Annotated in this window: 28 protein-coding genes; 9 read left to right on the top strand and 19 right to left on the bottom strand. The window is 58.6% G+C overall.

Features of this window, described 5'->3' with window-relative positions:
• Window positions 1-126 precede the first annotated feature (126 nt).
• Window positions 127-789 carry a cation diffusion facilitator family transporter gene (locus tag V7651_RS18180; RefSeq protein WP_335613953.1) on the top strand — a complete coding sequence of 221 codons (663 nt, stop codon included), beginning with the start codon at window positions 127-129 and terminating at the stop codon, window positions 787-789.
• Complete coding sequence (lspA, locus tag V7651_RS18175; protein ID WP_335613952.1) at window positions 786-1,286, top strand: signal peptidase II; 501 nt, start codon at window positions 786-788, stop codon at window positions 1,284-1,286. The genes V7651_RS18180 and lspA overlap by 4 nt, the downstream gene beginning before the upstream one ends.
• A gap of 90 nt (window positions 1,287-1,376) precedes the next feature.
• On the opposite strand, the gene V7651_RS18170 is transcribed toward lspA, so the two are convergent.
• The 17 genes from V7651_RS18170 to V7651_RS18090 all read right to left on the bottom strand — a co-directional run bounded on the left by V7651_RS18170 (window position 1,377) and on the right by V7651_RS18090 (window position 17,007).
• Entirely contained in the window at window positions 1,377-2,891 is a 1,515-nt protein-coding gene (locus V7651_RS18170; protein ID WP_335613951.1) for a multicopper oxidase family protein, read from the bottom strand.
• A 718-nt stretch (window positions 2,892-3,609) separates the two neighbouring features.
• Window positions 3,610-3,918, bottom strand: a complete 309-nt coding sequence (locus V7651_RS18165; protein WP_035541903.1) for a DUF736 domain-containing protein — start codon at window positions 3,916-3,918, stop codon at window positions 3,610-3,612.
• A gap of 4 nt (window positions 3,919-3,922) precedes the next feature.
• Window positions 3,923-4,159 (bottom strand): DUF2274 domain-containing protein, encoded by a 237-nt coding sequence (locus V7651_RS18160; protein WP_035541900.1) that lies wholly within the window; start codon window positions 4,157-4,159, stop codon window positions 3,923-3,925.
• Complete coding sequence (locus V7651_RS18155) at window positions 4,159-4,554, bottom strand: hypothetical protein (protein WP_035541896.1); 396 nt, start codon at window positions 4,552-4,554, stop codon at window positions 4,159-4,161. The genes V7651_RS18160 and V7651_RS18155 overlap by 1 nt, the downstream gene beginning before the upstream one ends.
• Window positions 4,555-4,568: 14 nt before the next feature.
• Window positions 4,569-5,828: a TraB/TrbI/VirB10 family type IV secretion system protein gene (locus V7651_RS18150; RefSeq protein ID WP_335613950.1), complete on the bottom strand. Its 1,260-nt coding sequence runs from the start codon at window positions 5,826-5,828 to the stop codon at window positions 4,569-4,571.
• Between the two features lie 4 nt (window positions 5,829-5,832).
• On the bottom strand, window positions 5,833-6,849 hold the full coding sequence (gene trbG / locus V7651_RS18145; RefSeq protein WP_335613949.1) for a P-type conjugative transfer protein TrbG: 1,017 nt from the start codon (window positions 6,847-6,849) through the stop codon (window positions 5,833-5,835).
• Window positions 6,850-6,854: 5 nt separating this feature from the next.
• On the bottom strand, window positions 6,855-7,547 hold the full coding sequence (trbF, locus tag V7651_RS18140; RefSeq protein WP_335613948.1) for a conjugal transfer protein TrbF: 693 nt from the start codon (window positions 7,545-7,547) through the stop codon (window positions 6,855-6,857).
• Between the two features lie 3 nt (window positions 7,548-7,550).
• On the bottom strand, window positions 7,551-8,861 hold the full coding sequence (gene trbL / locus V7651_RS18135) for a P-type conjugative transfer protein TrbL (protein WP_335613947.1): 1,311 nt from the start codon (window positions 8,859-8,861) through the stop codon (window positions 7,551-7,553).
• A 9-nt stretch (window positions 8,862-8,870) separates the two neighbouring features.
• Window positions 8,871-9,569, bottom strand: coding sequence for a P-type conjugative transfer protein TrbJ (gene trbJ, locus V7651_RS18130; RefSeq protein WP_035542253.1), 699 nt, complete (start codon window positions 9,567-9,569; stop codon window positions 8,871-8,873).
• Window positions 9,570-9,578: 9 nt separating this feature from the next.
• Window positions 9,579-12,044 (bottom strand): conjugal transfer protein TrbE, encoded by a 2,466-nt coding sequence (gene trbE / locus V7651_RS18125; protein WP_335613946.1) that lies wholly within the window; start codon window positions 12,042-12,044, stop codon window positions 9,579-9,581.
• Complete coding sequence (locus tag V7651_RS18120; RefSeq protein WP_035541426.1) at window positions 12,038-12,292, bottom strand: VirB3 family type IV secretion system protein; 255 nt, start codon at window positions 12,290-12,292, stop codon at window positions 12,038-12,040. Before V7651_RS18120 ends, trbE begins: the two co-directional genes overlap by 7 nt.
• Window positions 12,292-12,558: a TrbC/VirB2 family type IV secretion system protein gene (locus V7651_RS18115; RefSeq protein ID WP_241767092.1), complete on the bottom strand. Its 267-nt coding sequence runs from the start codon at window positions 12,556-12,558 to the stop codon at window positions 12,292-12,294. The genes V7651_RS18120 and V7651_RS18115 overlap by 1 nt, the downstream gene beginning before the upstream one ends.
• Before the next feature lie 65 nt (window positions 12,559-12,623).
• Entirely contained in the window at window positions 12,624-13,619 is a 996-nt protein-coding gene (trbB, locus tag V7651_RS18110) for a P-type conjugative transfer ATPase TrbB (protein WP_418887263.1), read from the bottom strand.
• A 138-nt stretch (window positions 13,620-13,757) separates the two neighbouring features.
• Window positions 13,758-14,294, bottom strand: a complete 537-nt coding sequence (locus V7651_RS18105) for an RNA polymerase sigma factor (RefSeq protein WP_335613945.1) — start codon at window positions 14,292-14,294, stop codon at window positions 13,758-13,760.
• Between the two features lie 44 nt (window positions 14,295-14,338).
• Window positions 14,339-15,016: an RNA polymerase sigma factor gene (locus V7651_RS18100; protein ID WP_162174902.1), complete on the bottom strand. Its 678-nt coding sequence runs from the start codon at window positions 15,014-15,016 to the stop codon at window positions 14,339-14,341.
• A 759-nt stretch (window positions 15,017-15,775) separates the two neighbouring features.
• On the bottom strand, window positions 15,776-16,672 hold the full coding sequence (locus V7651_RS18095; protein ID WP_035541420.1) for an ImmA/IrrE family metallo-endopeptidase: 897 nt from the start codon (window positions 16,670-16,672) through the stop codon (window positions 15,776-15,778).
• Window positions 16,669-17,007 (bottom strand): helix-turn-helix domain-containing protein, encoded by a 339-nt coding sequence (locus tag V7651_RS18090; RefSeq protein ID WP_035541438.1) that lies wholly within the window; start codon window positions 17,005-17,007, stop codon window positions 16,669-16,671. The genes V7651_RS18095 and V7651_RS18090 overlap by 4 nt, the downstream gene beginning before the upstream one ends.
• Window positions 17,008-17,184: 177 nt before the next feature.
• Between V7651_RS18090 and V7651_RS18085 the strand changes: the two genes are divergently transcribed.
• From V7651_RS18085 to V7651_RS18075, 3 genes are read left to right on the top strand one after another with little or no spacing between them, the layout of a single operon-like run.
• Window positions 17,185-18,399, top strand: a complete 1,215-nt coding sequence (locus tag V7651_RS18085; RefSeq protein ID WP_162174901.1) for a nucleotidyltransferase domain-containing protein — start codon at window positions 17,185-17,187, stop codon at window positions 18,397-18,399.
• Window positions 18,399-18,926, top strand: coding sequence for a type II CBASS E2 protein (locus V7651_RS18080; protein WP_162174900.1), 528 nt, complete (start codon window positions 18,399-18,401; stop codon window positions 18,924-18,926). The genes V7651_RS18085 and V7651_RS18080 overlap by 1 nt, the downstream gene beginning before the upstream one ends.
• On the top strand, window positions 18,862-19,887 hold the full coding sequence (locus tag V7651_RS18075) for a CBASS cGAMP-activated phospholipase (RefSeq protein ID WP_035541434.1): 1,026 nt from the start codon (window positions 18,862-18,864) through the stop codon (window positions 19,885-19,887). Before V7651_RS18080 ends, V7651_RS18075 begins: the two co-directional genes overlap by 65 nt.
• 260 nt (window positions 19,888-20,147) lie before the next feature.
• Here V7651_RS18075 and V7651_RS18070 read toward each other — a convergent pair whose 3' ends face one another.
• Window positions 20,148-21,086 carry a HEPN domain-containing protein gene (locus tag V7651_RS18070; RefSeq protein WP_035541416.1) on the bottom strand — a complete coding sequence of 313 codons (939 nt, stop codon included), beginning with the start codon at window positions 21,084-21,086 and terminating at the stop codon, window positions 20,148-20,150.
• A 38-nt stretch (window positions 21,087-21,124) separates the two neighbouring features.
• Window positions 21,125-22,006: a HEPN domain-containing protein gene (locus V7651_RS18065; protein ID WP_035541415.1), complete on the bottom strand. Its 882-nt coding sequence runs from the start codon at window positions 22,004-22,006 to the stop codon at window positions 21,125-21,127.
• 261 nt (window positions 22,007-22,267) lie between these two features.
• Between V7651_RS18065 and V7651_RS18060 the strand changes: the two genes are divergently transcribed.
• From V7651_RS18060 to V7651_RS18045, 4 genes are all read left to right on the top strand, one after another.
• Window positions 22,268-23,116, top strand: a complete 849-nt coding sequence (locus V7651_RS18060) for a DNA -binding domain-containing protein (RefSeq protein ID WP_035541414.1) — start codon at window positions 22,268-22,270, stop codon at window positions 23,114-23,116.
• A 290-nt stretch (window positions 23,117-23,406) separates the two neighbouring features.
• Window positions 23,407-23,625, top strand: coding sequence for a helix-turn-helix transcriptional regulator (locus V7651_RS18055; protein WP_156950546.1), 219 nt, complete (start codon window positions 23,407-23,409; stop codon window positions 23,623-23,625).
• On the top strand, window positions 23,622-24,875 hold the full coding sequence (locus V7651_RS18050) for a type II toxin-antitoxin system HipA family toxin (protein ID WP_035541413.1): 1,254 nt from the start codon (window positions 23,622-23,624) through the stop codon (window positions 24,873-24,875). Before V7651_RS18055 ends, V7651_RS18050 begins: the two co-directional genes overlap by 4 nt.
• A gap of 637 nt (window positions 24,876-25,512) precedes the next feature.
• Window positions 25,513-25,780: antirestriction protein ArdA (locus V7651_RS18045; protein WP_335613944.1), on the top strand; the 268-nt coding region annotated here is incomplete at its 3' end.

The raw sequence follows: 25,780 nt of genomic DNA, 5'->3' as shown, positions 1-25,780 counted from the left end.
TTGAACCTCTAGTCACTAGAGCATTTATAAAAGGCTCGAGAGAATAATTAGCAGCGAACTCGCGCGGCGCGATCTTCGGAACTAGCTGGAATGTTGCAGTGCTGACTGACAAAATGAGGATGATTTGTGGCTGACGAGGACGAGTGCTGCGGCGTGAATGAAAACCTGATCCGGTCTCCCGGCTACCGACGGGCCCTATTGATCGTGGTTATTCTCAATGTTGTATATGGCGTCATCGAACTGTTTGGCGGATTTCTGGCCAATTCACAGGCCCTGAAAGCGGATGCGCTAGATTTTCTCGGGGACGGATCAATTACGTTTCTGGGCTTGCTTGCGATAGGCTGGTCGCTCGTGTGGCGGGCAAGGTCTGCGCTTATTCAGGGTGTGTTCCTCGGTCTGCTGGGGTTTTGGGTTATTGTGTCCACTATTCTGAAAGCCATGACCGACACACCCGTCGAGGTGGGATTGATGGGTCTATTTGCTGTGGTTGCGCTGGTTATCAATGTTATTGCCGTCCTGCCGCTGCTGCCATACCGTGACGGCGATGCCAATATGCGCGCTGTTTGGCTTTTTTCGCGCAACGATGCGATTGGAAATGTTGCTGTGATTGTCGCGGCGGGTCTCGTGGCGCTGTCCTCAACACGGTGGCCGGACTTGATTGTGGCCTTCCTGATTGCCGCGCTCTTCCTGCATTCGGCCTGGACTATCATTCGACATTCTATTCGCGATCTGCATACGGCTAAAGCAAGTCTGGCAAATCCTCTTTCTATCAAGACAGCAATAGAATGAGCAGATATCTGCGAATGCTGGGTCTTTCGATTGTCTTTTTTGTTTTTGCTCTGGATTTGGCCAGCAAAGCGTTGATGTTTTCGGCGCTCACAAAAGCAGGTGGTCTGATAAACCTTTTGCCATTCTTCGACTTCAGGCTCGGATTTAATCACGGGGTCAGTTTTGGGCTTCTGAGTTCGCAGAGCGATTGGGCGCCCTGGCTGCTCGCCGCTGTCGCTTTGGGCATTTCAGCTTATCTGTCGATGCGGTTGTGGCGCGCAACGACCAAGACTCAAGCGATTTGGATAGGGCTTATCATTGGGGGAGCTTTGGGAAATGCTGTGGACCGGCTGGTGGATGGTGCCGTTACCGATTTCCTCGACATCCATATCAACGGGTATCACTGGCCAACATTCAATCTGGCGGACGTCGCGATCGTCATTGGTGTCGCAATCATAATCTTTGATGGATTCCGCAATACGATCGCTGATCGATCTGATCCGCCGGCAACGTTGTGAGTGAAGATGCTCAATGAAATGGCGCGCGTGGGCTTAATCAGCTTCGGTTCCCATTCTCAACCTTTCCCACCCATCGGCGCTCACAGTGCTCTAGGCCTCAATCACAAACTGCCCCATCATACCAGCGTCTTCATGTTCGAGTATGTGGCAATGGTACATGTAGGGCGTGTCAGAATCGGCATAATCCTTGAATGACAGCAGGAGCCGGACGCGCTCGCGCGACGACAGGAGAACAGTGTCTTTTAGACCCATCTCATGTTCAGGTGGCGGGCGGCCGTTCCGATCAAGAATTCGGAACTGCACGTCATGAACATGGAATGGGTGAGCCATCATCGACGCGTTCTCGACCTCCCATATTTCGGTTGTATCCAGTTTCACGCGCTCATCTATCCGAGCCATGTCCATGGACTTGCCATTGATGGTGAAACCCCCTCGGCCACGCATGCCCATTCCCATTCCCATTTCCAAAACGAAGCGACGGGTCTTGATGGCTTTGCTTGGGTCGATCGCCGGAAGGGTTGTCAGCTTCGCAGGGGTAGCCGTCGAAGGGCGAAGTTGCTCGTTCGGGACGATAAGCAGGACTTTGAAGACCGATCCTTCTGAACTGCGTCGAGAGTTGCCGCGCCCCCATCGGCCGCCCATCATCCCGCCATCCATCATTCCCATTTCACCCGACAGTGACCTGGCAAGCAGTTGCAGAGGTACCCCATGACTTGCATCGACCATTATTTCCGCGCGTTCTCCGGGGGACAGTCTGATCCGCGACATCCGGACCGGTGCCTCAAGATGTCCGCCATCACTGCCAGTCATCAAAAAACTTTGCTGGGTTTCAAACTCAAAATCATAAATCCGGGCGTTTGAGCCGTTAAGCAAACGCAGTCGAAGCAGCTCTGTCTGGCATTCAAATGCAGGATCAATAACGCCGTTCACAAGCAACGTGTCACCGCGCATACCCATCATGATATCGTGCATTGAGCGTGCATAAATAAGCCGACCGTCTGAACCGAAGGCCCGGTCCTGCACAATAAGCGGCACATCATCGATGCCATACTCATGGGGCAGGGAGTCAGTTCGACCCTCATCATCACGAACGATTATCGGTCCCGCCAAGCCATGATACACTTGTGGTCCCGCGCGCCGATGCGCGTGAGAATGATACCAGAACAAGGAAGGTTTCTGGCGCACCTGAAATTGCGCTGTCCAGGTTTCGCCTGGTGCGATGCGCTGATGTGGCGTCCCGTCATATCGCGCCGGCACGTGGAAGCCGTGCCAGTGAAGTGTGGCATCCTCTTCCAAAGTGTTGGTCACATTCATGCGCACGTCGGCACCATTTACCATATCCAATGTCGGGCCGAGATAGGATTGGTTGATACCTATGGTCGGCGTGAATTGGTTATCAAAAAATGCCGTACGCCCGCTTTGTAGCGTCAGATCATATTCTGTAATCGCACCATTCTTTTGCCCGGCATAGAGAACGGGCACCTGAAGCAGATTTCGATCAGAGGCGGGCGTTGCTTCGACTTGCCCATTCGCTCCGCCTCCGCAGCCCGCCAAGCTTAGCGATGTTCCTGCCAGGCCAAACAACGTGGTTCTCCGGGTCAACATGGATTATCTCCTCTGTTTGTTGTTCCTATGCCTCGCTCGGCCCGATCGACAAGGTTTTACTTCTTGTTGAAGAACAAGAACTTGACGAAGGCCGCGCTGCCTAAAACAAGAAAGGCGATAAGCAGAAACATTAATAAACCGCCGATCGGATCCATCGTCATCCATTGGTCCCGCATCATCAAATGGTCATTGTTCACAATTTATATCCTCTGCGCCGCCGGGCGTTCAAACACTGTTTGGCATGGCGCGACGTCTTGGCCAGGTACCGAAACTCGGACTGTGCGATCTATAGCCACTGGAGGGTCAAGACCTAATTGAAAAAAATCCATCCTTGCGGCATCGTCTGCAGATCCGCACCCAGTCCGATCAGCTGAATGTTGAAATCCATCTTGTCAAATCGAATACACCACTCACAAAAGAGATGGGCGGGAGGCGATCACCTGACGACTCCTCAACGCAGAAGTCTTGAAACTAGCAGCATGTCCGGAGCTCCAACGCCGCTTTGAAATAGATCAGGAGCGAGATTCAGACTTGTGCCCCGGTAAGTCGCTCGGCGGATGAGGGTAATTTGCCTTTGCGTGAGACGGGTGTGAAGCTGGCGGATCCCGGCGCAGAAGCGCGACATCGACATCTCCTGCATCCAGATCAGCTGACGAGAACGACAATGCTGGGCAAGACTGCGGTCACGGTCCAAACGTTGTTCTGCAGATTCTGCGGTCTAGCTGGATCTGTTCCACATAAGCACGCCCGTTCCTGTTGTTTCATTCGAGAAGAATGCAGCGCGCACTGGACCTGCGAAACTTGGATCATCAAGTTTGACAGCGAGATAAGGCTTCTCACCATCTTTAGATTCCTGATGCCAGGCGGCACCGAGTTCTGCCCCGCCAGCGTAGAGCCGATAGTCGGGCGCATCATCTTTCGCCTTCGACTTGTTCGGGACGAGCTGGGCTTTGACATTGATGGTCATGGTTCGGATGGTGCCGGTAAAGCTGCCATCCTTTGCGGTGAAGGTTCCGATCTGTGCCATGGGTCTAGTCTCCGTTGCTGGCTTGCGTGTGAAGGGCGCGGCGCGCCCGTTTGAACCCGGCATCATTGCCGAGAAAGTTTTCCAGCATGGCGGGAATCAGCGCTTCCGGCTTTTCCTCTGCGCCGTAGGTCTGCTGGTATATTTCTGCATAGTCGCCAAGTGCTGCGGCGAGACCCGGATCGACCGAGACAGTTATTCGGACCGGCGTGCGATCGGGAAGTCGTTCGAGACGAAGGGCCATCAGTGAACGCTCCTCTGTACGAAGTCCGCCGCCGTTGCGCCGCGCGCAATGTCGAGCAATTCATCCGTTGAGAGGTCCATGCCGACGACTTTACTGCCGGCGGGATCGTCGGGCGGCGCGCTTGCCCAGGCTGTCAGTTTCTCGAACAGAATGAACGACAGCGCCACATAGGCAATCGCGAACGGTATGTAAGCCCAGAGCCAATAGTCGCCGAAGACGCGCGTGACCTGAATCAGTGGCAGCACCAGGTACGTCATTGCGACCGCGAAACCGATCTCCAGGAGGATCTGTCCCCGTCGGGCAAGGCGCGGTGCCCGTCCACGTTCGATGAGCAGGATCCGGCCATCCGGCATTCCAGCCTGTTCGTATTCAAGTTGGTTCCATGGATCTTGCATTTGGTTGCTCCTGTTCAATGCGGTCTGAGAATGAGGTCGCGCGTGACGACCACGCGGACGGGCCAGCCGGGGCGGACCCTGATGGTTGGCTGAATGCCAAGATTGCGGTCAACGACGCGCTGTCCGGCCTGATTGACGGTGTCGGTCGTGCCGCGGCGGATGGCGCGTTCGATGTCGCCATCGCTTGTCGGTCCAAGTTCGGCGCCGACGCCGAGGATCGTGGCGAGACCAGCTGCGACGAACACCCGGTCCCAGTGATGATCCGTTCTGTCAGACAGGCCTGCATATCCTTGCGCGTCAGCGCCGGGCGCCGAGATGGTGATCGACGCTCCGTCTGGAAAAATGATCCGGTCCCAGGTAACCAGCGCGCGGTCCTGGCCGAACGACACCTCAGACTGGTAGCGTCCGATGAGGCGCGAGCCCTGCGGGATCAGGACGTAGTGTCCGGTGACTGTGTCGTAGACCGGCTGGGTGACTTGCGCGACCACGGTGCCAGGCAGGTCGCTGTTGATACCGGTCACGAGGCTTGCCGGGATGAGCGTCCCCGCCATGACCTGCCAGGGAGACAAGGGATCCTCGACGCGGTGAGGATTGTAGATGTCGCTGCCTGCGCCTTCGCTCGCGAACGCCAGCTTGCGGCCCTGAAGATTACTGTCGGGTACCCCGCCGAACACGGACGGGGCGCCTTGTGGCAGGGCCGCGAGCGCGAGCAGTTCTGAGCCGATATCGAGCGCAGGATCGCGCGTTGAGGATGTGCCCTGGCTGGCGCTGGTGGCGCCTGTTTCAGATTGCAGGCGGAAGAAGACCGGCGCTTTCGCCGCTTCATCGGCGAGGGCGGCATCGCGCATGCGCCGGGCCCGTTCGGCCTCGTCGGCCGGGTTCGGGCGGAAGTCGTTTTCGAACCGGTCGACATATTCCGGTTCCAGGCCGAGATCGCGTTCAGCGCGGAGCACGGTTGCGCCGAGATCGCCGGACAGAGGTGGCCCAAGCCGCGGAATACGGTCTTCGACCGGGGCGAGATCGCTATAGCTCGCCGGGAGCGCAGACAGGCCTTCAGGCTTTCTTGTATTTGTGGTGTTGTAGAGTTCGTGCCTGTCAGCCGGATCAGCGGCTTTGGGCGGCTTCAGGGCAATACTCATCGCGGCGAAGAGACCGAGCACGCCAAGGCCTGCGCCGACCAGGAGTAGTTTGCGATTGATCCGTGTCACCGGCTTCGGGTTTGACCGGATCTTCAGCCGCTCGGCATGTTCGTCAAAGGGGACGGGCTCGGACATCGCGTCAGCCTCCGAACATCGCGGCCAGGGGCGAGCGCTGATCATTGCGGCTGATACGGACGATTGTCTGGTTTTTTGTGCCGAGCCTGAGTTCAGCGGCGCGGAACAGGCGGTCGACGACATAATAATTGCCGCGCACGCGATAGTTCACAAGTTCAGCGTCGCTTGTCGGCCCCAGGACGAACAAGGGCGGCATGTCGGTCGTCGCGATGTCGCCCGGCATCTGGATGAACACCTGCCGCCCGTCATCGAAAACACGGACAGGCTTCCAGTCCGGACTGTCGCCGGTCAGGCGATAGTCGAAGTTCAGGCCTTCCAGCGTCAGGCCGCTTGTGATGGATGCGGCCTCGCGCGCAATGGCGCGGTCATTGCGGGCGGTGAGGCCTGCCAGCTCATCGGCGGGATAGCGCCAGGACAGGGCGGCCATATAGCCATCCGCCTGGCTTTCCAGTTCCAGATGATAGGTCCGCCGGTCCGTGGCGATCATAAGGTTCGTACGAATGCTCGCATTGATGGGTTTGACGAGGACATGCGCGCGGGCCGTCGGGCCGGATCCGGAAACCGTATCGCCAACCACCCAGCGCACCGTGTCGCCGGCCGAAACTGAAACCAGGTCCTCGCCCGGCTGAAGCGCGATGTCGGAGACCTGTCCGGGACTGGCATAGAGCCTGTAGAGCGCGCCTTCGGTATAGGGATAGACCTGGATCGCGTTCACATAGCCATCGACCGAAGGTTCAATGAGGGCGCTGGTCCTGCCCTGAGCGATGGTGTCTGTCGGCGACGTCGTGCTGCTTTCGGCTGCGCCGGGGTCTGGGTGACGGCCCGAAGGCTCGCTGACCGGCATCATCTGGCCGGGAAGGGGCAAGGGTACGGCGGTTTCGACGATCAGCGCCGGGCGGTCTGTCTCATTCTCGACCGGCGTCGCGGCAACGAACGCAGTCGGATCGATCGGTTCGCGTTCGGTCGTTGCGCAGGCCGACAGCAGGACCAGGGCGGAAGCAGGCATCAGAAAGCGGTTCATGGGACTCATTCTCCTGTAACGAGGTCCTGGCCCCAGTTGAGGCTGTGGACGTAAAGGCCGAGCGGGTTGGCACGCAGGCGCGCCACATCGGTCGGTGGCTGGGTGATGAGTGTGAAGTTTCCGGTGAACCGCTCAGCTTGTCTCAGCGTGCCATTCTCGTAGGTCTTCTCGATCCAGCGGGCCTGGAAGCTGTCATCGGAGACGCGCACGACGCTAACGACATCGACCGTGCGGGACTTTCTTCCGACATCGGCAAACGGGTCGCTCGCCTGGGCGTATTCATTGAGTGTGGTGGCGGCGCGGTCTGTGACGAAGTCATAGGCGCGCAGCCAGTTCTCGCGCACGACAACCGGATCGACGGAGAGGCCGCGGACGTCCGCGATGAAGTTAGCGAGATGATGCGCGATCTGCGCATCGCTGGCCACGTAGCGTTCGGTGGCGGGGCCGACCGCGCGCGCCGCGCCGGTCTCATCGACTTCGACGACATAGGGCGTGACGGTCGATTGCATACTCCGCCAGACGAGCGCGCCAGAGGTGACAAAACAAAGCCCGAGGCATCCGAGCGCCATCAGCCGCCAGTTCTTCGCTTGTACACGGGCCGAGCCGATGCGCTCGTCCCAGACCTGTCCCGCCTTCTGGTAAGGCGTCTCGGGAAACGGGCTCTGGCCGTACGTGGTGGAAGATCGTTTGAAGACCATGTGTCAGTCGTCCTTGTCTTTGAGCGTGGGGGCAGCGCCGCTGGAGCCGCGATCGCCTTCGCGAAGGCTGTGAGCCGCCATCTGTCCCGCATGACTGACGCGCTGCTGGCTCTGCATCCGGCGCGCCCAGCCGGGGCTCTGCGTCGATGCGCTGGACGCCGGGGCGGTTTCGCCTGTCGACGAACCGCCTGTGGCGCGCCAGGCGCCCTGGCTGCCACTGTTATAGGCGTCCCTGATCGATTGCGCGGGGCGTGAGGCGGTCCGGCGCAGCGCGTCGCCGCCCGCACGGGCGACACCCGCAACACCGGCAGCGACCGCGCCTGCGCCCGTCGCCCCCGACGCGGCCGACCCGAGCGTGTATGACGTGCGGGCGGCACCGGCCATGGAGGCGCCGGCTTTGACGGCAGTGGTTGCGCCGCCGGCGACAGCGCCCAGTGCGGCCCGACCGCCCATGCCCGCGACATAGGTCCCGGCGGCCACACCGGCGACCGCACCGACGGCAGAGCCTGCGCCAAGCTGCGGCGCCCCGGAAATCAGGCCGGACGCAATGCCGGGCGCAAAGATGCCCATCCAGAAGAAGACAATGCTTGCGAGTACAGTGCCCATGACCTGCGCGAGCGTCACATCCTCGCCGGTGCGGAACGCATCGCTCACCGAGCCGAACAGGGTCGAGCCGATGCCGATGATGACGGCAAGCACCATGAGCTTGATGCCCGACGTGATGACATTGCCGAGTACGCGTTCGGCGAGAAATGTCGTCTTGTTCCAGAGCGCGAACGGCACGAGCACGAACCCGGCCAGCGTCGTCAGCTTGAACTCGAGGATGGTGATGAAGAGCTGCACGGCGAGCACGAAGAAAGCCACCATGATCACGGCCCAGGCAATAAACATGATCGCGATCGTGATGAAGTTATGGAAGAAGCTGACAGGCCCCAGCATGTCGCTGATCTCGTAGAGCAGAGGCTGGCCTGCATCAAGGCCAACGCTGGCGATGAAGCCCGGGCGCAGGAGATCAGCTGCCGTCATGGTCCCGCCGCCTGCCGTTAGGCCAAGCTCAGCAAAGCTGTCAAAGACAATGTTTGCGAGGATCGAGAAGTTGCCGATCACGAACGCAAAGAAGCCGACATAGAGCACCTTCTTCAGGAGCCCCGCGATAATTTCTGCGTTCTGGCTGAGCGCCCAGAACAGGCCCGCCAATGTGATGTCGATGGCGATGAGCGTGGTCGAGAGATAGGCGACATCGCCCGCCAGCAGCCCGAAGCCGCTGTCGATATAGGTGATGAAAGTGGCAAGGAAGGTGTCGATCACGTCCATGGTGGGCTTTTAGTTCTCCAGGAATGATTTTGTGCGGGCCCGGCCGCGTGCCGCCTCGGCAAGGTTGCGCGAGCGTTCCAGCGCCTCGGCGCGGTAGTGAGCGGCCATCATGCTTTCCATCTGCATCAGCTGCTGGGTCTGAAGCGCCTCGATCTGGTTGCCGGCCTGCAGGACCTGGAGATTGCCGACAGCCGACTGGCTGTCGCCGATCAGGCGGCCCAGGCTGGAGGAATCTTCCCGCGCCAATGCGATGACCTGCGCCGTGACGGCAAGGCTTTCGCGCCAGGCGGTGCGTGACTGTTTCCAGCGCGCATGGGCCTCTTCAACGAGGATGGCATTCTCCGGCGGCGTATCCCCATAATCTTCCGGATAGGCCGCTTCATACGCGCGGTCGATCTCTTCGACCCTGTAGCCAATGCCTTCGGCGTCGCGCATCAAATCGTCGATGCGCTGCATGCGGCTGAGGATGTCGCTCGCGATGGAGTCCGGCAGGTTTTCCAGATCGCGGGCCATGTTCTCCAGCATCGCGATCTCATGGGTGAGTTGCTGGACCTGCTGATCCACCTGCTGCAGGGCGCGCACGGCCTGGTAGATGTTCTGGATGTGGTTGGCGGGGTCGTACACTGCCAATTGCGCTGACGCGGGCGGCGCGATGATCGCGGATATCGGCAGGGCGCAGAGAGCGACGGAAGCGAGAAGGCGTTTCATCTGGGACTCCTATTCGGCTGCCACGGCGTGGGATGGGGCGAGCGGCTCGTGTGCGCCCGGATCCTGTCCGGGCCAGCGGGCAAGCAGGTTGGCGGCCCAGGGCAGGCCTTTCTCGATGAGCCAGCATTCTGCAAACCCGTCGCCTTCCGTTTCGGCCTGGATACGGTCGAGAGTCTGATGGTCTTCAAGCGTACTTGCGCCGCAAAGGGCCAGCGCGATCGGGCCCAGACCGAGTTCGAACACGCGGCAGCCAAGTGGCGACTGGTAGTAATAGTCGCGTTTTGGTGTGGCTCTGGAGATCAGCTCGATCTGACGGGTATTGAGCCCGAACCTTTGATAGGTCTCGCGGCTTTGGGGTTCCTGCGCTCGCTCATTGGGCAGGAAGATGCGTGTAGGACAGGATTCCACGAGGGCTGGCGCGATCGTGCTGCCTGCAATATCAGCCAGCGACTGGGTCGCGAACACGACAGACACGTTCTTCTTGCGAAGGGTTTTGAGCCATTCGCGGATGCGCGCGGCGAACATCGGGTCATCCAGGAACAGCCAGGCCTCATCGAGGATGAGCAGCGTGGGGCGCCCGTCGAAGCGTTCTTCCAGCCGATGGAACAGGTAGGTGATCACAGGGGCGACCGCGCCTTTCGCGTGCATCAGCTCTTCCATTTCGAAGCAGACTGTGTCGGCCAGATTCAGTGTCTCATGATCAGCGTCGAGCAGGCGGCCATGCGGGCCTTCCAGCGTGAACGGATGCAGGGCCGCTTTGAGTGTCTCTTCCTGCAGCATCAGGGTCAGGCCGGTGAGTGTGCGCTCGGGCCGAGGCGCGCTGGCAAGAGACTGGATGGCGTCCCAGAGCCCGGCCTTCAGGTCCGGCGTGATGGCGACGCCTTCATTTGTGCAGAGGCCCGCAAGCCAGTCGGCAGCGAAGCGCGCGCTGTGATGACTGTCGATATCCTTGAGGGGCTGGAGGCTCGGGCGGTCAGAGCTACCAAGGTCGACATGCGAGCCGCCCATGGCCAGCGTCGCCGCGCGGGCCGAACGGCCTTTGTCGAAGATGAAGACCTGGGCGCCCGCGTAACGTTTCCATTGCATGGCCAGAAGGGACAGCAGTACCGACTTGCCTGCACCCGTCGGGCCGACGACAAGCGTGTGGCCGACATCGCCGATATGGAGGTTGAGCCGGAACGGCGTCGTGCCGTGGGTCTGCGCCTGGATGAACGCGGGAGCGCTCAGGTGTCGATTGGTCTGTTCTCCGGCCCAGACCGCTGAGAGCGGCACCATATGAGCGAGGTTCAGGGTGTGCAGGATGGGCTTGCGGACATTGGCATAGGGGTGTCCCGGCAAAGAGCCCAGCCAGGCTTCGACAGCGTTCAGCGTCTCACGGATCGCGGTGAAGCCGCGCCCATTGATGATACGCTCGGCAACCCGGATATGTTCATCGACGGCGCGTCGGTCCTCACCGATGACGGTTATGGTTGTGGTGACATATCCGTATGAGACGAGATCGCTGCCGAGTTCCTGGAGCGCCGCATCTGCATCAGCAGCCTTGTTGTCGGCATCATTGTCGACAAGCGCGGCCTGTTCGTTGAACAATGTCTCGCGCAGGACCGCGCCCACGGACTTGCGCTTGGCAAACCAGTGACGGCGTTTCCTGGCGAGGATCTTTTCGGCTTCCGCCTTGTCCATCGCAATGAACCGCGTCGCCCAGCGATAGGCAAATCCCTGCCGGTTCAGCTCGTCCAGCATGCCGGGCAGGGTCGAGGCGGGAAATCCGAGGATTGTCAGTGTGCGCAGGTGCGCGTCTCCGATCATCGGTTCGAGGCCGCCTGCAAAGGGTTCATCGGCGAGGATCGCATCGAGAAAGACAGGCAAGTCCGGCGTGACGACGGGATGGCGCCTGGTCGAGATGGTCGCGTGAAGGTAGGTCAGCGTCCCGTCATCATCGAGGCGTACGAGCTCGGCGAGGCAGGTCGCCAGAAGATCGAAGACCCGCATAGCCTGGCTCTGGAAAGTCTCAAGGCGGTGGCGCCAGGTGGCGGCGTCTTCGGTCGTGGCGCGGGTGATCAGCGCCTTCTCGGCGCGGCCGGTCGCATCGGCGGGCGGGAGCCAGAGCAGGGTCAGGTAATAATGGCTCTCGAACCGGCTGCCGGCTTCGTCCGCCTGCAGCCCGCGTTCCTGATCGACGAGCCAGGACGCCGCGTCCGGAAACGCGCAATCTGGATAATCATGCACGGGCTCGCGCTGGGCTTCAAAGAAGAGCGCCCAGCCCGAGCCGAGCCGGCGCAGTACATTGTTGACGCGGGCGTTGATCGAGACGAGTTCCTCGTCCGTCGAGCTTTCAAGGTCGGGCCCACGATACTTGAAAATGGTCTGGAAACTGCCATCCTTGTTGAGGACGACGCCCGGCGCGACGAGGCAGGCCCAGGGGAGGTAATCAGCCAGCAGGGTCGGGGTTTCGGAATATTCTCGCAGGTTCAGCATGACAGATGCGCCTTGTGACGTGTGGACCGGCTGGCGACGGCCATGAAATCCGGATCAGACCGGGCCATGAACACCGCCGCCGAGTGGCCGACGACCCAGAGGACAAGCCCCGGTATCCAGAGCTGGAGGCCAAGGCCGACCGCTGCGGCGAGCGTGCCGATGGCGATGGCGGCCGTGCGTGGCGCGCCTGCCATCAGGATCGGCTCGGTCAGCGCGCGATGCAGGGGGATTTCATAGCCCGGCGTCATCAGATGAGCGCCCCGCCGCCAAAGCTGAAGAAGGTCAGGAAGAAGCTTGTGGCCGCAAATGCGATGGACAGGCCAAACACGATCTGGATCAGCTTGCGCATGCCGCCGGATGTTTCACCGAATGCCAGTGTCAGCCCGGTCAGCGTGATGATGATCACCGCGACAATGCGGGCGACCGGGCCCTCGATCGAGGTCAGGATCTGATCCAGTGGGCCTTCCCATGGCATGCCCGATCCGGCGGCATGGGCCGGTGCGGCAAGCGCCATGCCCACTGCAATGCAGGCGGCCAGATGAACCGCCCGCTCGGCCGCTGTGATCTTGTCGTAGAGGTTCATGTCATGTCTCCGTGTGTGATGAGGGAAAGGGAGCGGGAAACGAGGGGTTCGGTCTGGTAGCCGTCGCCATCGAAACCGCAGACGCGCAGCGCCTCGTCGATCCGGCGCTGGCCGCCCGCGCGGCTCATGAACACGACGACATCAATCGCTTCAGCTATCAGGTCGTACGGGGCGCGGCTGGTTGCTTCCAGCGTCAGCTGTTCCAGCCGCCGCAGGGCGCCATAGGCAGAGTTGGCATGTAGCGTGGTGATCCCGCCCGGATGGCCCGTGTTCCACGCCTTGAGGAGGTCGAGCGCTTCAGAACCTCTCACCTCGCCGACAATGATCCGGTCAGGACGCAGACGAAGGGTCGAGCGCACCAGCTGCTGCAGGCTGACAGACCCTCGATGGGTTCGCAGTTGAATACGATTGGGCGCGGCGCAACGCAGTTCGCGCGTGTCTTCGAGGATGACAATGCGGTCGTCATGGAAGGCAGGCTCCGCGAGCAGCGCGTTCGTGAACGTGGTCTTGCCGGAGGAGGTCCCGCCAGCGATCAGAATGTTCGCGTGGATTGCGACAGACTCCCTGAGCGCCGCACAGAGGGCAGGGGACAATGCGCCCTGGTCGACATAGTCGCCGAGATGGAACGGTGTTGTCGCCGGTTTGCGGATGGAGAAACAGGGCGCGGTCGAGACAGGTGGGAGAAGCCCCTCAAACCGCTCGCCGCTGCCGGGGAGTTCAGCAGAGACGATCGGGGAGGCGCGGCTGACGGGTTCTCCCACCCCGGAGGCAACGAGGCGGATGACGCGTTCACGGTCCCCGGCAGCAAGGCGATGGCCGGAATCGCTGAGGCCTGCGCCCTGGGACTCGATCCAGACCGAGCCATCAGGATTGGCCATGATTTCGATCGTATCGGCGGCGTCCAGCGCATTGCGTATGACCGGGCAGAAGGCCGTACGCAGCATGGCGGTCCGGCGGCTGTCTGTTTCCTGAGCGTGTCCCGCGATTGCCATGGGGCAGGGCCTTTCTGTCTGGTCAGGTCAAACCTCTCAGATCAGATAACCAGCGGACAGTTGGAGCATGGGCCAGATTGTGCAGCGCCGTGCGTCCCTGCGATGAGCGATGCAAAATGCTGATCAGGTCTGCCGCTACTAGTGATTGCTAGACGCCAGGCTCTTGGCCATGACGGCAATCGCTTCCGTTATGTCACTCCGGACGGTTCGCGGGGAGACCGACAGCCGCACAGCTATTTCCTTATGGGTAAGGCGTTCAAGTCGGCTGAGGAGCAGGGCGTCGCGCTTGCGCGGTTCGAGCCTCGCAAGGGCGTCCTGTACGATCGCCAGCGATTGGATATCAATCATCTGCGTCTCGGGCGTTGGCGAGCGGGCGCAGGCAAGCACATCGCCCAGATCGCTGAACGCGTCCGACGATCGCGCGCGCTTGGCATAGCCCGACTTTAGGTAGTCCAGCGTGAGATTGCGCAAGGCCGTGAACAGGAGCGGTCTCAGCTCTTCGACTCCCTTGTCTGGATAGGCCCGCCGCACCGACAGGAAGGCCTCCTGCACGAGGTCTTCTGCATCAGGGACATTGCCTAGGCGTATCCGGCAGAATCTGAGGAGCTGGTCATATTGCAGACGAAAAATCTCATCGAGCGCCGCACGACCCCGTAGCGCGAAAGACTCCCCCACCAGGGGACGTCTCGCAGTGCTTGTATTATCGGGCTCCTGCATCGTCATTTGAGATCCGCCAGCGCGTCGCCGCCCCCGCTTTTCCTGGCAAGCGCTTCGGCAACTTCTGCAATGGCATTGGCGAGGTCGGTCTTGACCGTTGAGCGCGATATCTCCAGTCGCTGCGCAATCTCGTCATAGGTCAATTGTTCGAAACGGTGGAGTTTCAGCACAGCCCGGCGGCGCGGTGCCATGGCCGCGATGACCTGCTCGGCAATGGTCAGCAATTGCCTGTCGATGAGCTGGGTTTCCGGCGTCACGGTGCGGGGACAGCCGAGGCGGTCATCCCTTTCCAGCAATTCGACCGACGCCTTGCGGCGTTTCGTGTCGCCGGATTTCAGGCAATTGAGCGTGAGGTTCCGAAGCGTCGTGAACAGGAGCGGCCGCAATTCGTCGATTGCCTTGTCGGGATAGGCACGTCGGACAGCCACGAACGCATCCTGCACCAGGTCCTCGGCTTCGGGTGCGTTGCTGGTCCGGATTTGACAGAAGCGAAGCAACGGGCTGTGATTGTCCCGGAAGAGCCGGTTCAGGGCATCTTCGACGACCGGGTGTATGGAGGGGCGAGCGCGGTTGGCTTGAACCCGTCCGGGGTCGGTCTTTTCAGAATCAATGCTTGTCGTCGTCGCGCGGACCGCATCTTTGCGCCCGCTTGTTTCTGATCGTGCCTGCGTACCTGCCATGCCATGCCCCTGTATCAGCTCCGACGTCAGCATGACTGGTGCAAGGCAGCTGGCCCGCGCGTGATGCACAGGGGAATTTCAGCCATGCTTCACCAGGGTTTCCGACGCCCTGCGCACCCGTGAACTGGGAGCCTCGGATGGACGCACGGATAGAGGCAGTCGCAATTTGACCGTCTGTGCTGGACAGCCCTTTAAGGGGGATCATGCTCTGCCAGGGTTTCCGACGCCCCGAGCCTCTTCTTGCAAAGATGCTGAGCATCAGATTAAGCGCAAAGGTGGGCGCTTGCAACCAGAAACGGAAAATAGGTGGGCCGTCGGAAAACCGCGAAGCATGCGCAACGGGGCACAGGTTTTGACCCTGGGGTCTTATCGCTGTGCCGGCCCACCCGGGGAGGAGGATTATCCGATTGCAACCGGAATTGGAAGATGGGGGAAGCGGTCCGGACCTTCCAAGGGGGGTAGAAGATCGTCGCACCGGACCGGGTGAAAACGGGAACTTCTATCTATTGGTATTAAAATGAGAATAGATGTGAATCGGTAGTTTGTTTATTTCTGCCTCAGGAGAATGCAGCCCATCGGCTTCATGACCTGAGTCGAAGGCAGGCGCAGCCAAGATCTGCTCTTTCGCATTTGCCACCCTCTTCAATCGAGTGTCTCTGCATATTCATGGCCGGATTCCTGGGGACTGGGACTGCATCAATCGGGCTTGGCTCACGAGAGCCCGGCCCGAAGATGCGCCCATAGAATAAAGCTTTGACGTCAACGACCACGGGCAAATTTAGGAGTCCAGCTATCCATCAGCCTAGCTTCTTCTTCGTCTTCTTCGTCGTTATCGGGGTCATCTGGAAGATTGTCACTGGAAAAAACCGTGAGCGTGTAACCATAGGAACCAAGCCCGATTACCTCTTCATCAAGTTCAATCGCCTTGTCTCCATCAAACCAATCTAAGAAAGTCGTTTCTCCACAGGCTTGCCTGGCTCGCAAGACATTGTCCGGAGTTTCATTAAAATCTTTCGTGGTCCCCACAGGAAGCTTGTCCCCTTTACGAGGAAAGTTTCGGAATTTTCCGAGACTCTTGAAGGTGTCGGATAGAAAGCCGTAGGAGATTTCATCGCCATTGCTCACAACTATAGCAACTGGATAAGGACTGCATTGTGCCGCTCTAATAGCTGCCGCTGTTACAGAACATTTTGCTTGCTGAGCGAGTGTGAGAATGCCTTCCAAGCCTACTGGCCGTCCAAGAAGCTCTTTCTTCACGAGGCGCGATGGCATAAGAAGGCCGGCTGAAAAATGGTCTGCCTCCAGTTCAATAAAGTCCTTACCTTGAGAAAATCCCGCACGAGATATATGCATCGGTGCGATTTTGGTGATCTCCTCGGGGTGGCCCTCGAGGAAGTAATGACCGAGTTCGTGGCCGATGGTGAACCGCTGAAAGCCATCATTATCGATGTCGGTTGCATAAAAAATACCGACATTTTCGCCTGAGAATATTATACCTCCGCTGACCCCTTTTTGATCAGAGGGTTTTGCCTGAATGTGGATATTTTCTGCCTCGGCGATTGTCGTGGGTTCAATCGGAAACCGCTCAAACCCATACTGCTTTGCGATTTGTTCACCGCGACGCGTGGCAGCTTCAAGCCGAAAACGACGTGTCATTTAGAACCTTCGCTCTTACGGTTCATATTCTCGATCATCATCTGGATAAATTCGCGATCATCGTTGTTTAGCTTATCTTCGCCGCGAAACGCCGTAGTTGCACCTTCCATGGAATCGGTACGTCCCAGCAGGTAGTCCGCCGATATATTCAATGCGTTGGCAAGCTTGCGAACATTTTGGAAAGAGGGGCTTCGACGACCCTTCTCGAAATGCCCGATGGCTGCTGGCTGAAGGTCAGCCTTTGCACCCAGTTCAGCTTGAGAAAATCCCCTTTTTTCGCGAGCACTCAGCAACCTCTCCGCAAATTTTCCGCTTTTTTCGTCAGGGTTTGACACTACGTACCTCAATATGTTATTCCTACGGAAACGTAGACATTTGGCTGCAAATTTTTTTGATCGAGATGCCTACGTTATCGTAGTTAAACTTATGACGAATTGGCCGGGTGGGTCAAGGAAAATCAGGATCGGAAGAAGCAGCCGACCTACATCATAGAGATAAGAAGGACGAAATATATGCCGCTTGATTTTCTCTGGCTGAACGATTCGAAGGAAGTCGCCGAGAGGTTGCTTCTCGATACAGCAAGCCGCATCCAGCTAACCCCTACTCAGCACGAGGAAGCGGTTCGCAATTACGATGCGCTCAGCGAGTGGGTCGACGAAGGTGACCACGAATTGTCCGGCCTTGTCACCGACATATACCCTTCCGGAAGCTTCGGGATCGGCGCGGCTATTCTTGGACAAGTACGTAAAGACCAACATGACGTCGATGTTGTTCTCGAACTTGATCTTCCACTTAACTCAGACCCGGAATTCGTTCTGACATCACTTTATGAGGCAGTGAGAAGGGAGCCGGGAACGCGCTACTACGACATGACCACACTGCAATCGCGGTGCGTGACCGTCACATATAAGGATGGTCGTACTGTGGATCTCATGCCCGCTGTGCGGATCCAGGGGCGTCCAGAACGTGTGGTCCAGATATTCCATTGGAACGCGGAAAAGCGCGAGTCCTATCACAAGGAGGTAAACCCCAAGGGTTTTGCCACGCACTTCAAAGATAGCCTCGTTTACAGCAAGACATTCGAGATGCGCTTCTCAGATCGCATGACAGTTTTGGCGAAGGCGGAAACACAGCCGATGCCGAACTTTGAGCCATTGGAAGCGAAAGCGCCCCGCCAAGTGGCTTTGCAACTTATCAAACGCAAGCGTAATCTGGTGTGGCGGAGCTCCGAGCGCAAAGGCATGTTCCGGCAGCCGCCGTCGGTAGTCAAAGCGGCTCTAGCAATTCCGCAAGGTTGCGCGTCCGACTACCTTATCGATGAGACAATCGATCTGGCTGAGACAATTCGGAACACGATTGTCGCTGCAGACAAGCAGGGTACGGTTTTGGAAGTCCGAAACCCCGCCTGGCACCCGGACGTGTTCACAGACCGTTGGCCGGAAAGCCGTGAAGCCCAACGAATGTTCGCGGCAGACCTCCATAACCTGACCCTCGACCTCCGCCGTCTTCGTGATCACGATTTGGCGCCTGCTGAGAAACTGCGGATTCTGAAGGAGCATTTCGGCGAAACACCTGCGAACTATGCCTTCAACACCTACGGAAAAGCTCAGGAGTTGGCCAAGGCACAGGGGCGCACGCAAGTCTCATCGTTAGGCAAAATCGGCATTGTATCGGCAGGTGCCGCGTCGCTTCCCAAACGTACAAATTTCGGAGGCGATCCGGTCTGATGCTGATGATTGAGGAACAAAGTCGAAAGCTTAGAGAGGACTTCTCTCAGTTCAAGGTGATCAGCCTTGCAGAGAAGCGCGGCATTTGGGAGGGGCAGGTTTGTCCCTCTGACTGCTCGTATACGCTCCGCATAGACTATGAGCTTCCTCCACATTTTGCGTTGCGATCTCCAACCTGGAATTACTATCCTCGTGTCTATGTGATCAGCCCATATCTGCGTCGAAACTACGAGGCCGAACTCGGTCCATTGCCACATGTTTGGTATGATAAGAAATACCAAGGGCAACCAAACCTGTGCTTGTTCCACCCTAACAAGACCGAATGGGGGTATAGCTCATCCATTGCAGAGACAACGCTGCCCGATGCTTGCGAGTGGCTTAATAGCTATGAGCTTTGGCTGGCCGATGGGCATTGGTATGGCGGCGGCGAAGGCCACGAGCAACTCACCGGAAAAGAAGAACATGACCTACAGAAGATCAGACGGCACGCTTTATCAGGAGCGTCAGAAATTGCCATGGCCTGCTGACAAGCCATTCCGTATATTGGCCATCGATGGCGGTGGGATAAAAGGCATCCTTCCGGCAACGATTCTGGCCAACCTGGAAAATAATTTGCCGGACAATCAGGGGCTGGCACGACATTTCGATATGATCGCAGGAACTTCGACGGGCGGGATTATTGCGGTCGGGCTGTCTCTTGGCGTAAGCGCAAAGACGGTACTTGATCTTTATCTCACGAAGGGGGACAGGATTTTTCCTTCAGCGCCGTGGATGTTCAAGAAACTGGGACGAAAGATTGGCACTGCAAAGCAGTTATTCTGTAGACGGTATGATCCAACCGTTCTGGATCACGAACTTGCACGCATCATCGGAGGACGCAAATTTGGAGAAGCCAAATGCCGTCTTGTGATCCCAGCATTCGATCAGAATACAGAACCGTATATCTTCAAGACGGCGCATCATCCTGACTATAAGCGCGACTGGAAAGAGAATGCGCTGACTGTCGCCAGAGCCACGTCGGCTGCTCCTGCTTTCCTTGAGGGGCTTGAACACTCTGGACGACGGTTTTGGGACGGCGGGGTATTTGCGAATAATCCCGTGATGATGGCCGTTGTCGATACCCTAGCCTGCTATGAGGTGCCAAGACGCAATATTCACGTTTTGTCGATTGGCTGTGCTACGGACAAACCGGCTTTAGCAAAACATCACCTAACTGCTGGGCTTTGGGGCTGGAGAAATGCTCACGCAGTGGCCAGCAGCCTGCAAAACCATGATGCGACCGGTCAAGCTGGCCTCTTGATCGGGCGGCATCATCTGCTCCGAATTGATGCTGAGCTACCCTACTCTATTGCAATGGATGACTACGCTAGCGCAAAAGAGAAGTTGCCCGATGTGGGTGAGTATCTATGGAACGAGAACCGAGAAGTCCTGCTGAGCATGGCGACGCCATTAGCATCTGATTTTGAGGCGGTTTATAATGATCGATAGGCACTAATCTCGGTAACACGCCATCGTACTACCAACGAGAAGCTTGGCACCACAGCCCATCGGTAGGGTCCAGCGTCGATACGTTGGCAGCGTCCTATCCGCGCGGGTTCGGTCCCGGCAAAATAGGTCAGGGTTTCCAAAGGGGCTTGAAAGCTCCTTGGTCGATGGTGTGCAGCTGAGATGTTGCGCCAAGCTGAAGTGTTCGCGATGAATGGGGAACTTGTGGCTGCTTTTGTACAGGAATGGTCCGCCCGATCAAATCAGAGCGCCTTAGCCTCTGCTGAAAGTTTTGCGAGCCGCTCTTGGCATGAAGCATCGGCAAGCTCCAGGAGACGCGCGATCCTATCGGCTTGCCAGCTAAGGATTTCAGGGCTTGTCTCATAGGCAGGTGAATATCGTGCTTCGACATACGCCCGGCGCAGGAGTTCGAAGTAGCGCTTGAAAGGTTTGCGTTCTGGACCCCAGGCCTCAGCGAGGCGCGGATCAATGGCTTCGCAGCGTTGACGCAGCTTACCAAGATGGTGCGTGGCCGGAGCGTATAGAGTAACCGTGAGGAGCACCATCCGGTAGATGGCTTCAGCGGCTTGGTGAAGCTGGAAGGCGGAGCTTCGTGACCAGTCTCCACCTTGCTTCATGCTTTCCTGACCAAGAAATAGCGTTTGAACGGCAGCTTTTTTCCAGTACGTGAAATAGTCGCGAGACATCTCGTAAGTTCGAAGGGGGGCGGGGTTGTTTGCCTCAATAATTCGCGATCTGGGCCGGTCGGATTTTGACTCAGCATCCACATCATAGAGCAGCACGCCTTGGTTGATCACTTCGGCAAAGAAATATTGCCCATCCGCGAGACTTACATTCACCTCACGCAGCGTGTGGACAATGAGGGAAATATCTTTCTGTATTTTTGGGTCCTGGAACAGGCGGTCTTCAACACTGGACCAGAAAGTCGTCATGTCGGTCAGCGCCTTGTGGGATACGATAACAAGGAAGTCATAGTCTGAGGCCCGGCCGGACTTACGATCGTCGAACCAGGTGCCGCGCGCGAAGCTGCCATAGAGGACAAGTTTGAGGATACGGTAGCGTGCCACCCGTTTCGATGTGGACTTGCGAAGGCGCGCCTCAAGCTCTTTGAGGATCACCTTCCGGATATAGGCGACCTCTTTCTGCTTTTGCAGGTTGAGATGGTCGAGACTGTTCTTCACGGGTTGCGCGCTTCCTGTTGTGGCACTTCTTCGGGCCTCTACCTGTCGTCGCCACTAGAGACCAGAGTTCTGGAAGACATGCAATTCTGTTCGCCGCGTCCAGCCTCGAGTCGGTCGAGGTGCTCAAGACACAGGGCATCCGCGAGGCTGATCAGCACCTCGATCCGATCGGCTTGCCAGGCGAGAATGTCGGCGTTGGTCTCATAGCTGGGTGAATAACGGGCTTCGACATAGGCCCGCTGCAGGAGTTCGAAATGCCGGTTATAGAGCTTTTGCAGCGGCGCCCAGGCTTCGTCGATTCTGGGGTCGACCGCTCGGGCAAGGCTGCGGAGCTTGCCGAGGTTGTGGCTGGCAGGAGCATATCGGGTCGCCGTCAGAAGGAACATGCGGTAGGCGCTCTCGGCTGCCTGGTTGAGTTGGAACGCCGATCTTCGGTTCCACTCTTCACCTTGCTCAATTGAGACTTTTCCCAAGAATAATGCCTGCTCTGCTGCATTTCTCCAATCGGAGTGCAGCTCCATTCCCAGTCCAAAGGCTCGCTGACGATTTGGGTCGATTGGCTTGGCAAGGATGTTCTTGGGGTGGCCGTCCTTGCCGGGTTCGCTGTCCTCGTAGGCGAGGATGCCTTGATTGATGATTTCGCAGAAAAAGGGGGCGCCGTCTTTGAGGCAGCGGTTCACATCTGGCAGCGTGTGAACGATGAGGGTTACCGGGCATTTGACCTGGCGGTCCTGCGCGACACGCTCTTCGGCCTCGTCCCAGAAAGCGCTCATCTCGGCCAGCGCGCGATGACTGACGATCACGAGGAGGTTCATGCCAGGATGTGTGACGGGGCCGAACAGGATGAGCTTCAATAGCCGATAGCGTCTGGCTCTTGCGCTGCCTTGTGTTTCGATCTGGGCCTGCAGCTCTTCCAGCATGATGTCGCGGGCCCTTGCCAATGCGCGTGCGCGGCCTGGGCTGAGGTGATCGAGTGACGTGTGCAAGGGGGAAAATCTTGTCTGGTTTTGGCGGATCGTGGCTGTGGAAGAATTTCAACTCAAGAGAGCGTATCTATAGGATTCTCCCCTGTAAAGGTACTTATCTGGCTGACTGGGGGCGCCTTAGAGGGAATTGGAATGTTACCTAAGGTAGAAATTGGCATCCGATTTGCACGTGCTGGGGCGGCACGGGAGAGGCAGATGAAATCCTATCCATTGAATTCCTCAGGCGTTCTGAAGCGCTATGACTATCTTTGGCCGCTGTCGCGGGACCGGTGGGCCTGGGAATATCTTCGTAGAAATCCTGAATTCACGCGCGATGCCGCGACACGGGGCGATGAAGACATTTCTGAAATGACCGCGCCCTGTGCCCCCATCCGGCTGTTGCGGGCGCGTGTCCCTCAGACTCTTGCCGAACGCTGGGGACTGATGATCATGCCCGATCCGGACAAGAACGGATTTGACGCCGATGTCTTCTGGAGCCACCCCGTTCATCCCGACCAGGTCGAGGTCCATTGCAGTCCGCGTTCAGAAGGTGAAGTCTGCGGGATCTGGGATCGCACGGTCCCGCATTGCAGGATCACGCATCTGACCGACCGGCAGGGGCGGGAGGTCTTCCTTTTGCGGGGAAACGGCTGTGTTGCGCAGGTGCGCTGCACGGGGCTCTCTCTTCTCGGCATGGAGAAGATATGCATGAAGCTCACGATTTCCGACATGGATGCCTATGAGAAGAAATTGAAAGTCCAGCGCGAGGCTTTTGAAATCTATGGCGATGACTTCGACAAGCAGACCCCGCTCTGGAGCAAGCGGACCCAGATCCTGCGGGATGGATTGATCGTGCTCGATTGCCTTGAACTTGGCATGAGCCGGCGTGAGATAGCCAGTGTGCTCTACGGTCAAGACGCCGTTGATGCAGATTGGGCCGATGACCGGGGCGTCATGAAGGACGCCATCAAATACCTCGTGAACAAGGCCGAAGGTCTGCGCGATGGCGGATATCTGATTGAGCTCTTGGGCGGACAGTTGGGGCCATATCAGGAGGCGGCTTGAGTGGGCATCCGCAGCGCGGCCCGGTTCAATTGTGCTGTCCTCGGGTGCTCTCACGAAGAACGGGTTTGAAAGTGTCCAGAAACACTCACCATGAGTGAGTGTTTGAGGCAGGTTTTAAACCAAATATCCCGTTCGGGGTATTTTATCGCATTTGACCGGGCGGTATGTATTTTATATCCCGTACGGGAAAGTTTGATGGATTTGGCGGTCGACGGGCAATAAATTTCCTGATCGGGACATTTCTCTTGCATTTCGCCTGAAACAGACATATGTTTCCCGTACGGGAAATTATGCATATGACACCAGAAGAAATTGGCCACCTCATTCGAAAGACACGCAAGGCGCAGGGCTTGCGTCAGCCTGAACTGGCCGCCGCCTCGGGCGTTGGCCTGCGCTTCCTTGTTGAACTCGAACGCGGCAAGCCGACAGCGCAGATCGGCAAGATGCTCGATGTCCTGTCGGCCCTCGGTTGCGCGCTGACCATTACCATTCCGGAGGATCGCCGATGACCACGCGCGCGCTCACGCTCTGGTGGGGCAGGGACGCCGTCGGTACCCTGTCAGTCGACGCTTATGGCGAGATGGGCTTTGCCTATCTGACCGCCTGGCTTGCTCGGAGCGATGCCCGGGCGATCTCCGTGTCCCTGCCTTTGCGGGAGGAGCCGTATTCCCGACGCGAATGCCTGCCCTTCTTCGAGGGCATCCTGCCTGAAGAGAGCCAGCGAGCGAATGTCGCCGCCGCGCTCGGTGTCTCTGAGCGCAATGAATTTCGCCTGCTTGAAATGCTGGGCGGTGAAGTTGCAGGCGCCCTGGCGCTCTGGCCGGAAGGCGAAGATCCGCCAGCCGATGAGGGGCCGTTCACGCCCAAGCTTCTGTCTGACAAAGAGCTGCGCGTCCTGATCGACTCCCTGCCGAAGCGCCCCATGCTGGCCGGCGAGGAGGGGCTGCGACTGTCGCTTGCCGGCGCCCAGGCGAAACTCCCCGTAATCCTGACGCCGGATGGCATCGCGCTCCCAGCGCCGGGCCAGCCGACAACGCATATCCTGAAGCCTCCCATCACAAGGTTCGAAGGCACGACGGAGAATGAGGCCTATGGGATGCGGCTTGCGCACTTGATCGGGCTCCAAGTGGCCGAGGTCGAGATCCACCGGGCCGCGGGCGCGCCCTTCCTGCTCGTCCGGCGCTATGACCGTCTGATGGGTAACGACGGCCGCGTCACGCGTCTGCATCAGGAGGATTTCTGTCAGGCCCTCGGGTTCACGTCAGCACGCAAATATGCGTCCGATGGCGGCCCGGTGTTCCGCGATCTGTTCACGCTCCTGCGGCGTGTAGCAACCCGCCCCGCGATCGAAGTTCTCAAACTCTTTGATGCGGCAATCTTCAATCTGATTATCGGCAACGCTGATGCGCACGGGAAGAATTACAGCCTCCTCTATGATGGCAGCACGACGCTCGCGCCGCTCTATGATCTCCTTTCGACCGTGGCCTATCCCGAGCTCAGTCCGCGCCTTGCGATGAAAATTGCGAAGCGGGCAGCGCTGGAGGACATCCAGTCGCGGGACTGGGCCAGGTTTGCCGAAGAGACGGGGCTGACGGAGCCCTTCATCCAGCGGAGGGTCAAGGCATTGTGCGGGCTGGTGCTCGAACAGGCCGGGAAGGTAGCGCAGGGATTCGATCTGGAGGCGAGCGAGCGTGAGGCGATGTCTGGGGTTGAAGGATTGGTGTCAGGGCGGGCGGAGAATTTGCTTGGACGCGTCTGAAGTCATCCGGGATCAACTCGGGAGGTGGCTCTCTCCAAAGAGCATAGTGGGCTTGCCGGTTTCTTTGCGACCCGCCCACCGGAGGCGGGGCTGTTCGGCCGGCGAGGACGTCTTGAGTTGGGGAAGAGCCGTTCTTCTGGCCGGCCCGGCTCGTCTCACTGAGGGATCAGCAAGTAGGGCTTTGGGCATGAGGCTGGGGCTCGCCGGCGGGTCGCGCGCCCGCGCTTCCCACTGCCGGAGGCAGAGGGGTCACGGCCGCTGGATATGAGTATCTGAGTTCAGAGATCTCCGAACAAGGCACGACCAGCGACGCAAATAACCAGCCCAGATAACAGGCCAGAGGTCTGCTCTGACTGTCCGGACGCACCGCCATGGCCTGCAAAGCCTTCGATCCCATCAGCAGTCTCCCTGCGCCTCAATATCTCTCCCCAACAGCCGGGTCTGGGCGGACGGTGCGTCTGCCAGAGCGCGGTCCTCGCACAAGGGGGCGGGACTTTGTCATGTGTGAGCGTCTTTAGGTCTTCTACCTACGGCTACCCCTTGCGCGGGGCCCTTATGCGCTCCGGCTGAGCACCTTTTCGCCGCCCACCCCCGCCTGATGCGGGAAAGAACGCCGGGCGGCGCAAAGGAGACTGATATGACTGACCAAATTACAACCGCTGCACCCCTTGGAGCAGCTTCCGCACTCTCGATTCCAGACCGCCCCCGTATCTATGTAGCCTGCCTTGCTGCCTACAATAATGGCCGCCTGCATGGGTGCTGGATTGATACGACCGACCCGCACGAAGTCTGGCAACAGGTGCGCGAGATGCTCGCCGCTTCGCCGGAACCGGATGCGGAAGAATGGGCAATTCACGGTGCGACCAGAAAGTCGCATCTGTTGAGTGAGGCAGGGATGCCTCTGG

The organism is Hyphomonas oceanitis, from assembly GCF_036964545.1.
GTDB classification, from domain to species: domain Bacteria; phylum Pseudomonadota; class Alphaproteobacteria; order Caulobacterales; family Hyphomonadaceae; genus Hyphomonas; species Hyphomonas oceanitis.
The sequence above is the reverse complement of the archived record's forward strand: the minus strand, read 5'-3'. Positions and strand labels throughout refer to the sequence as shown.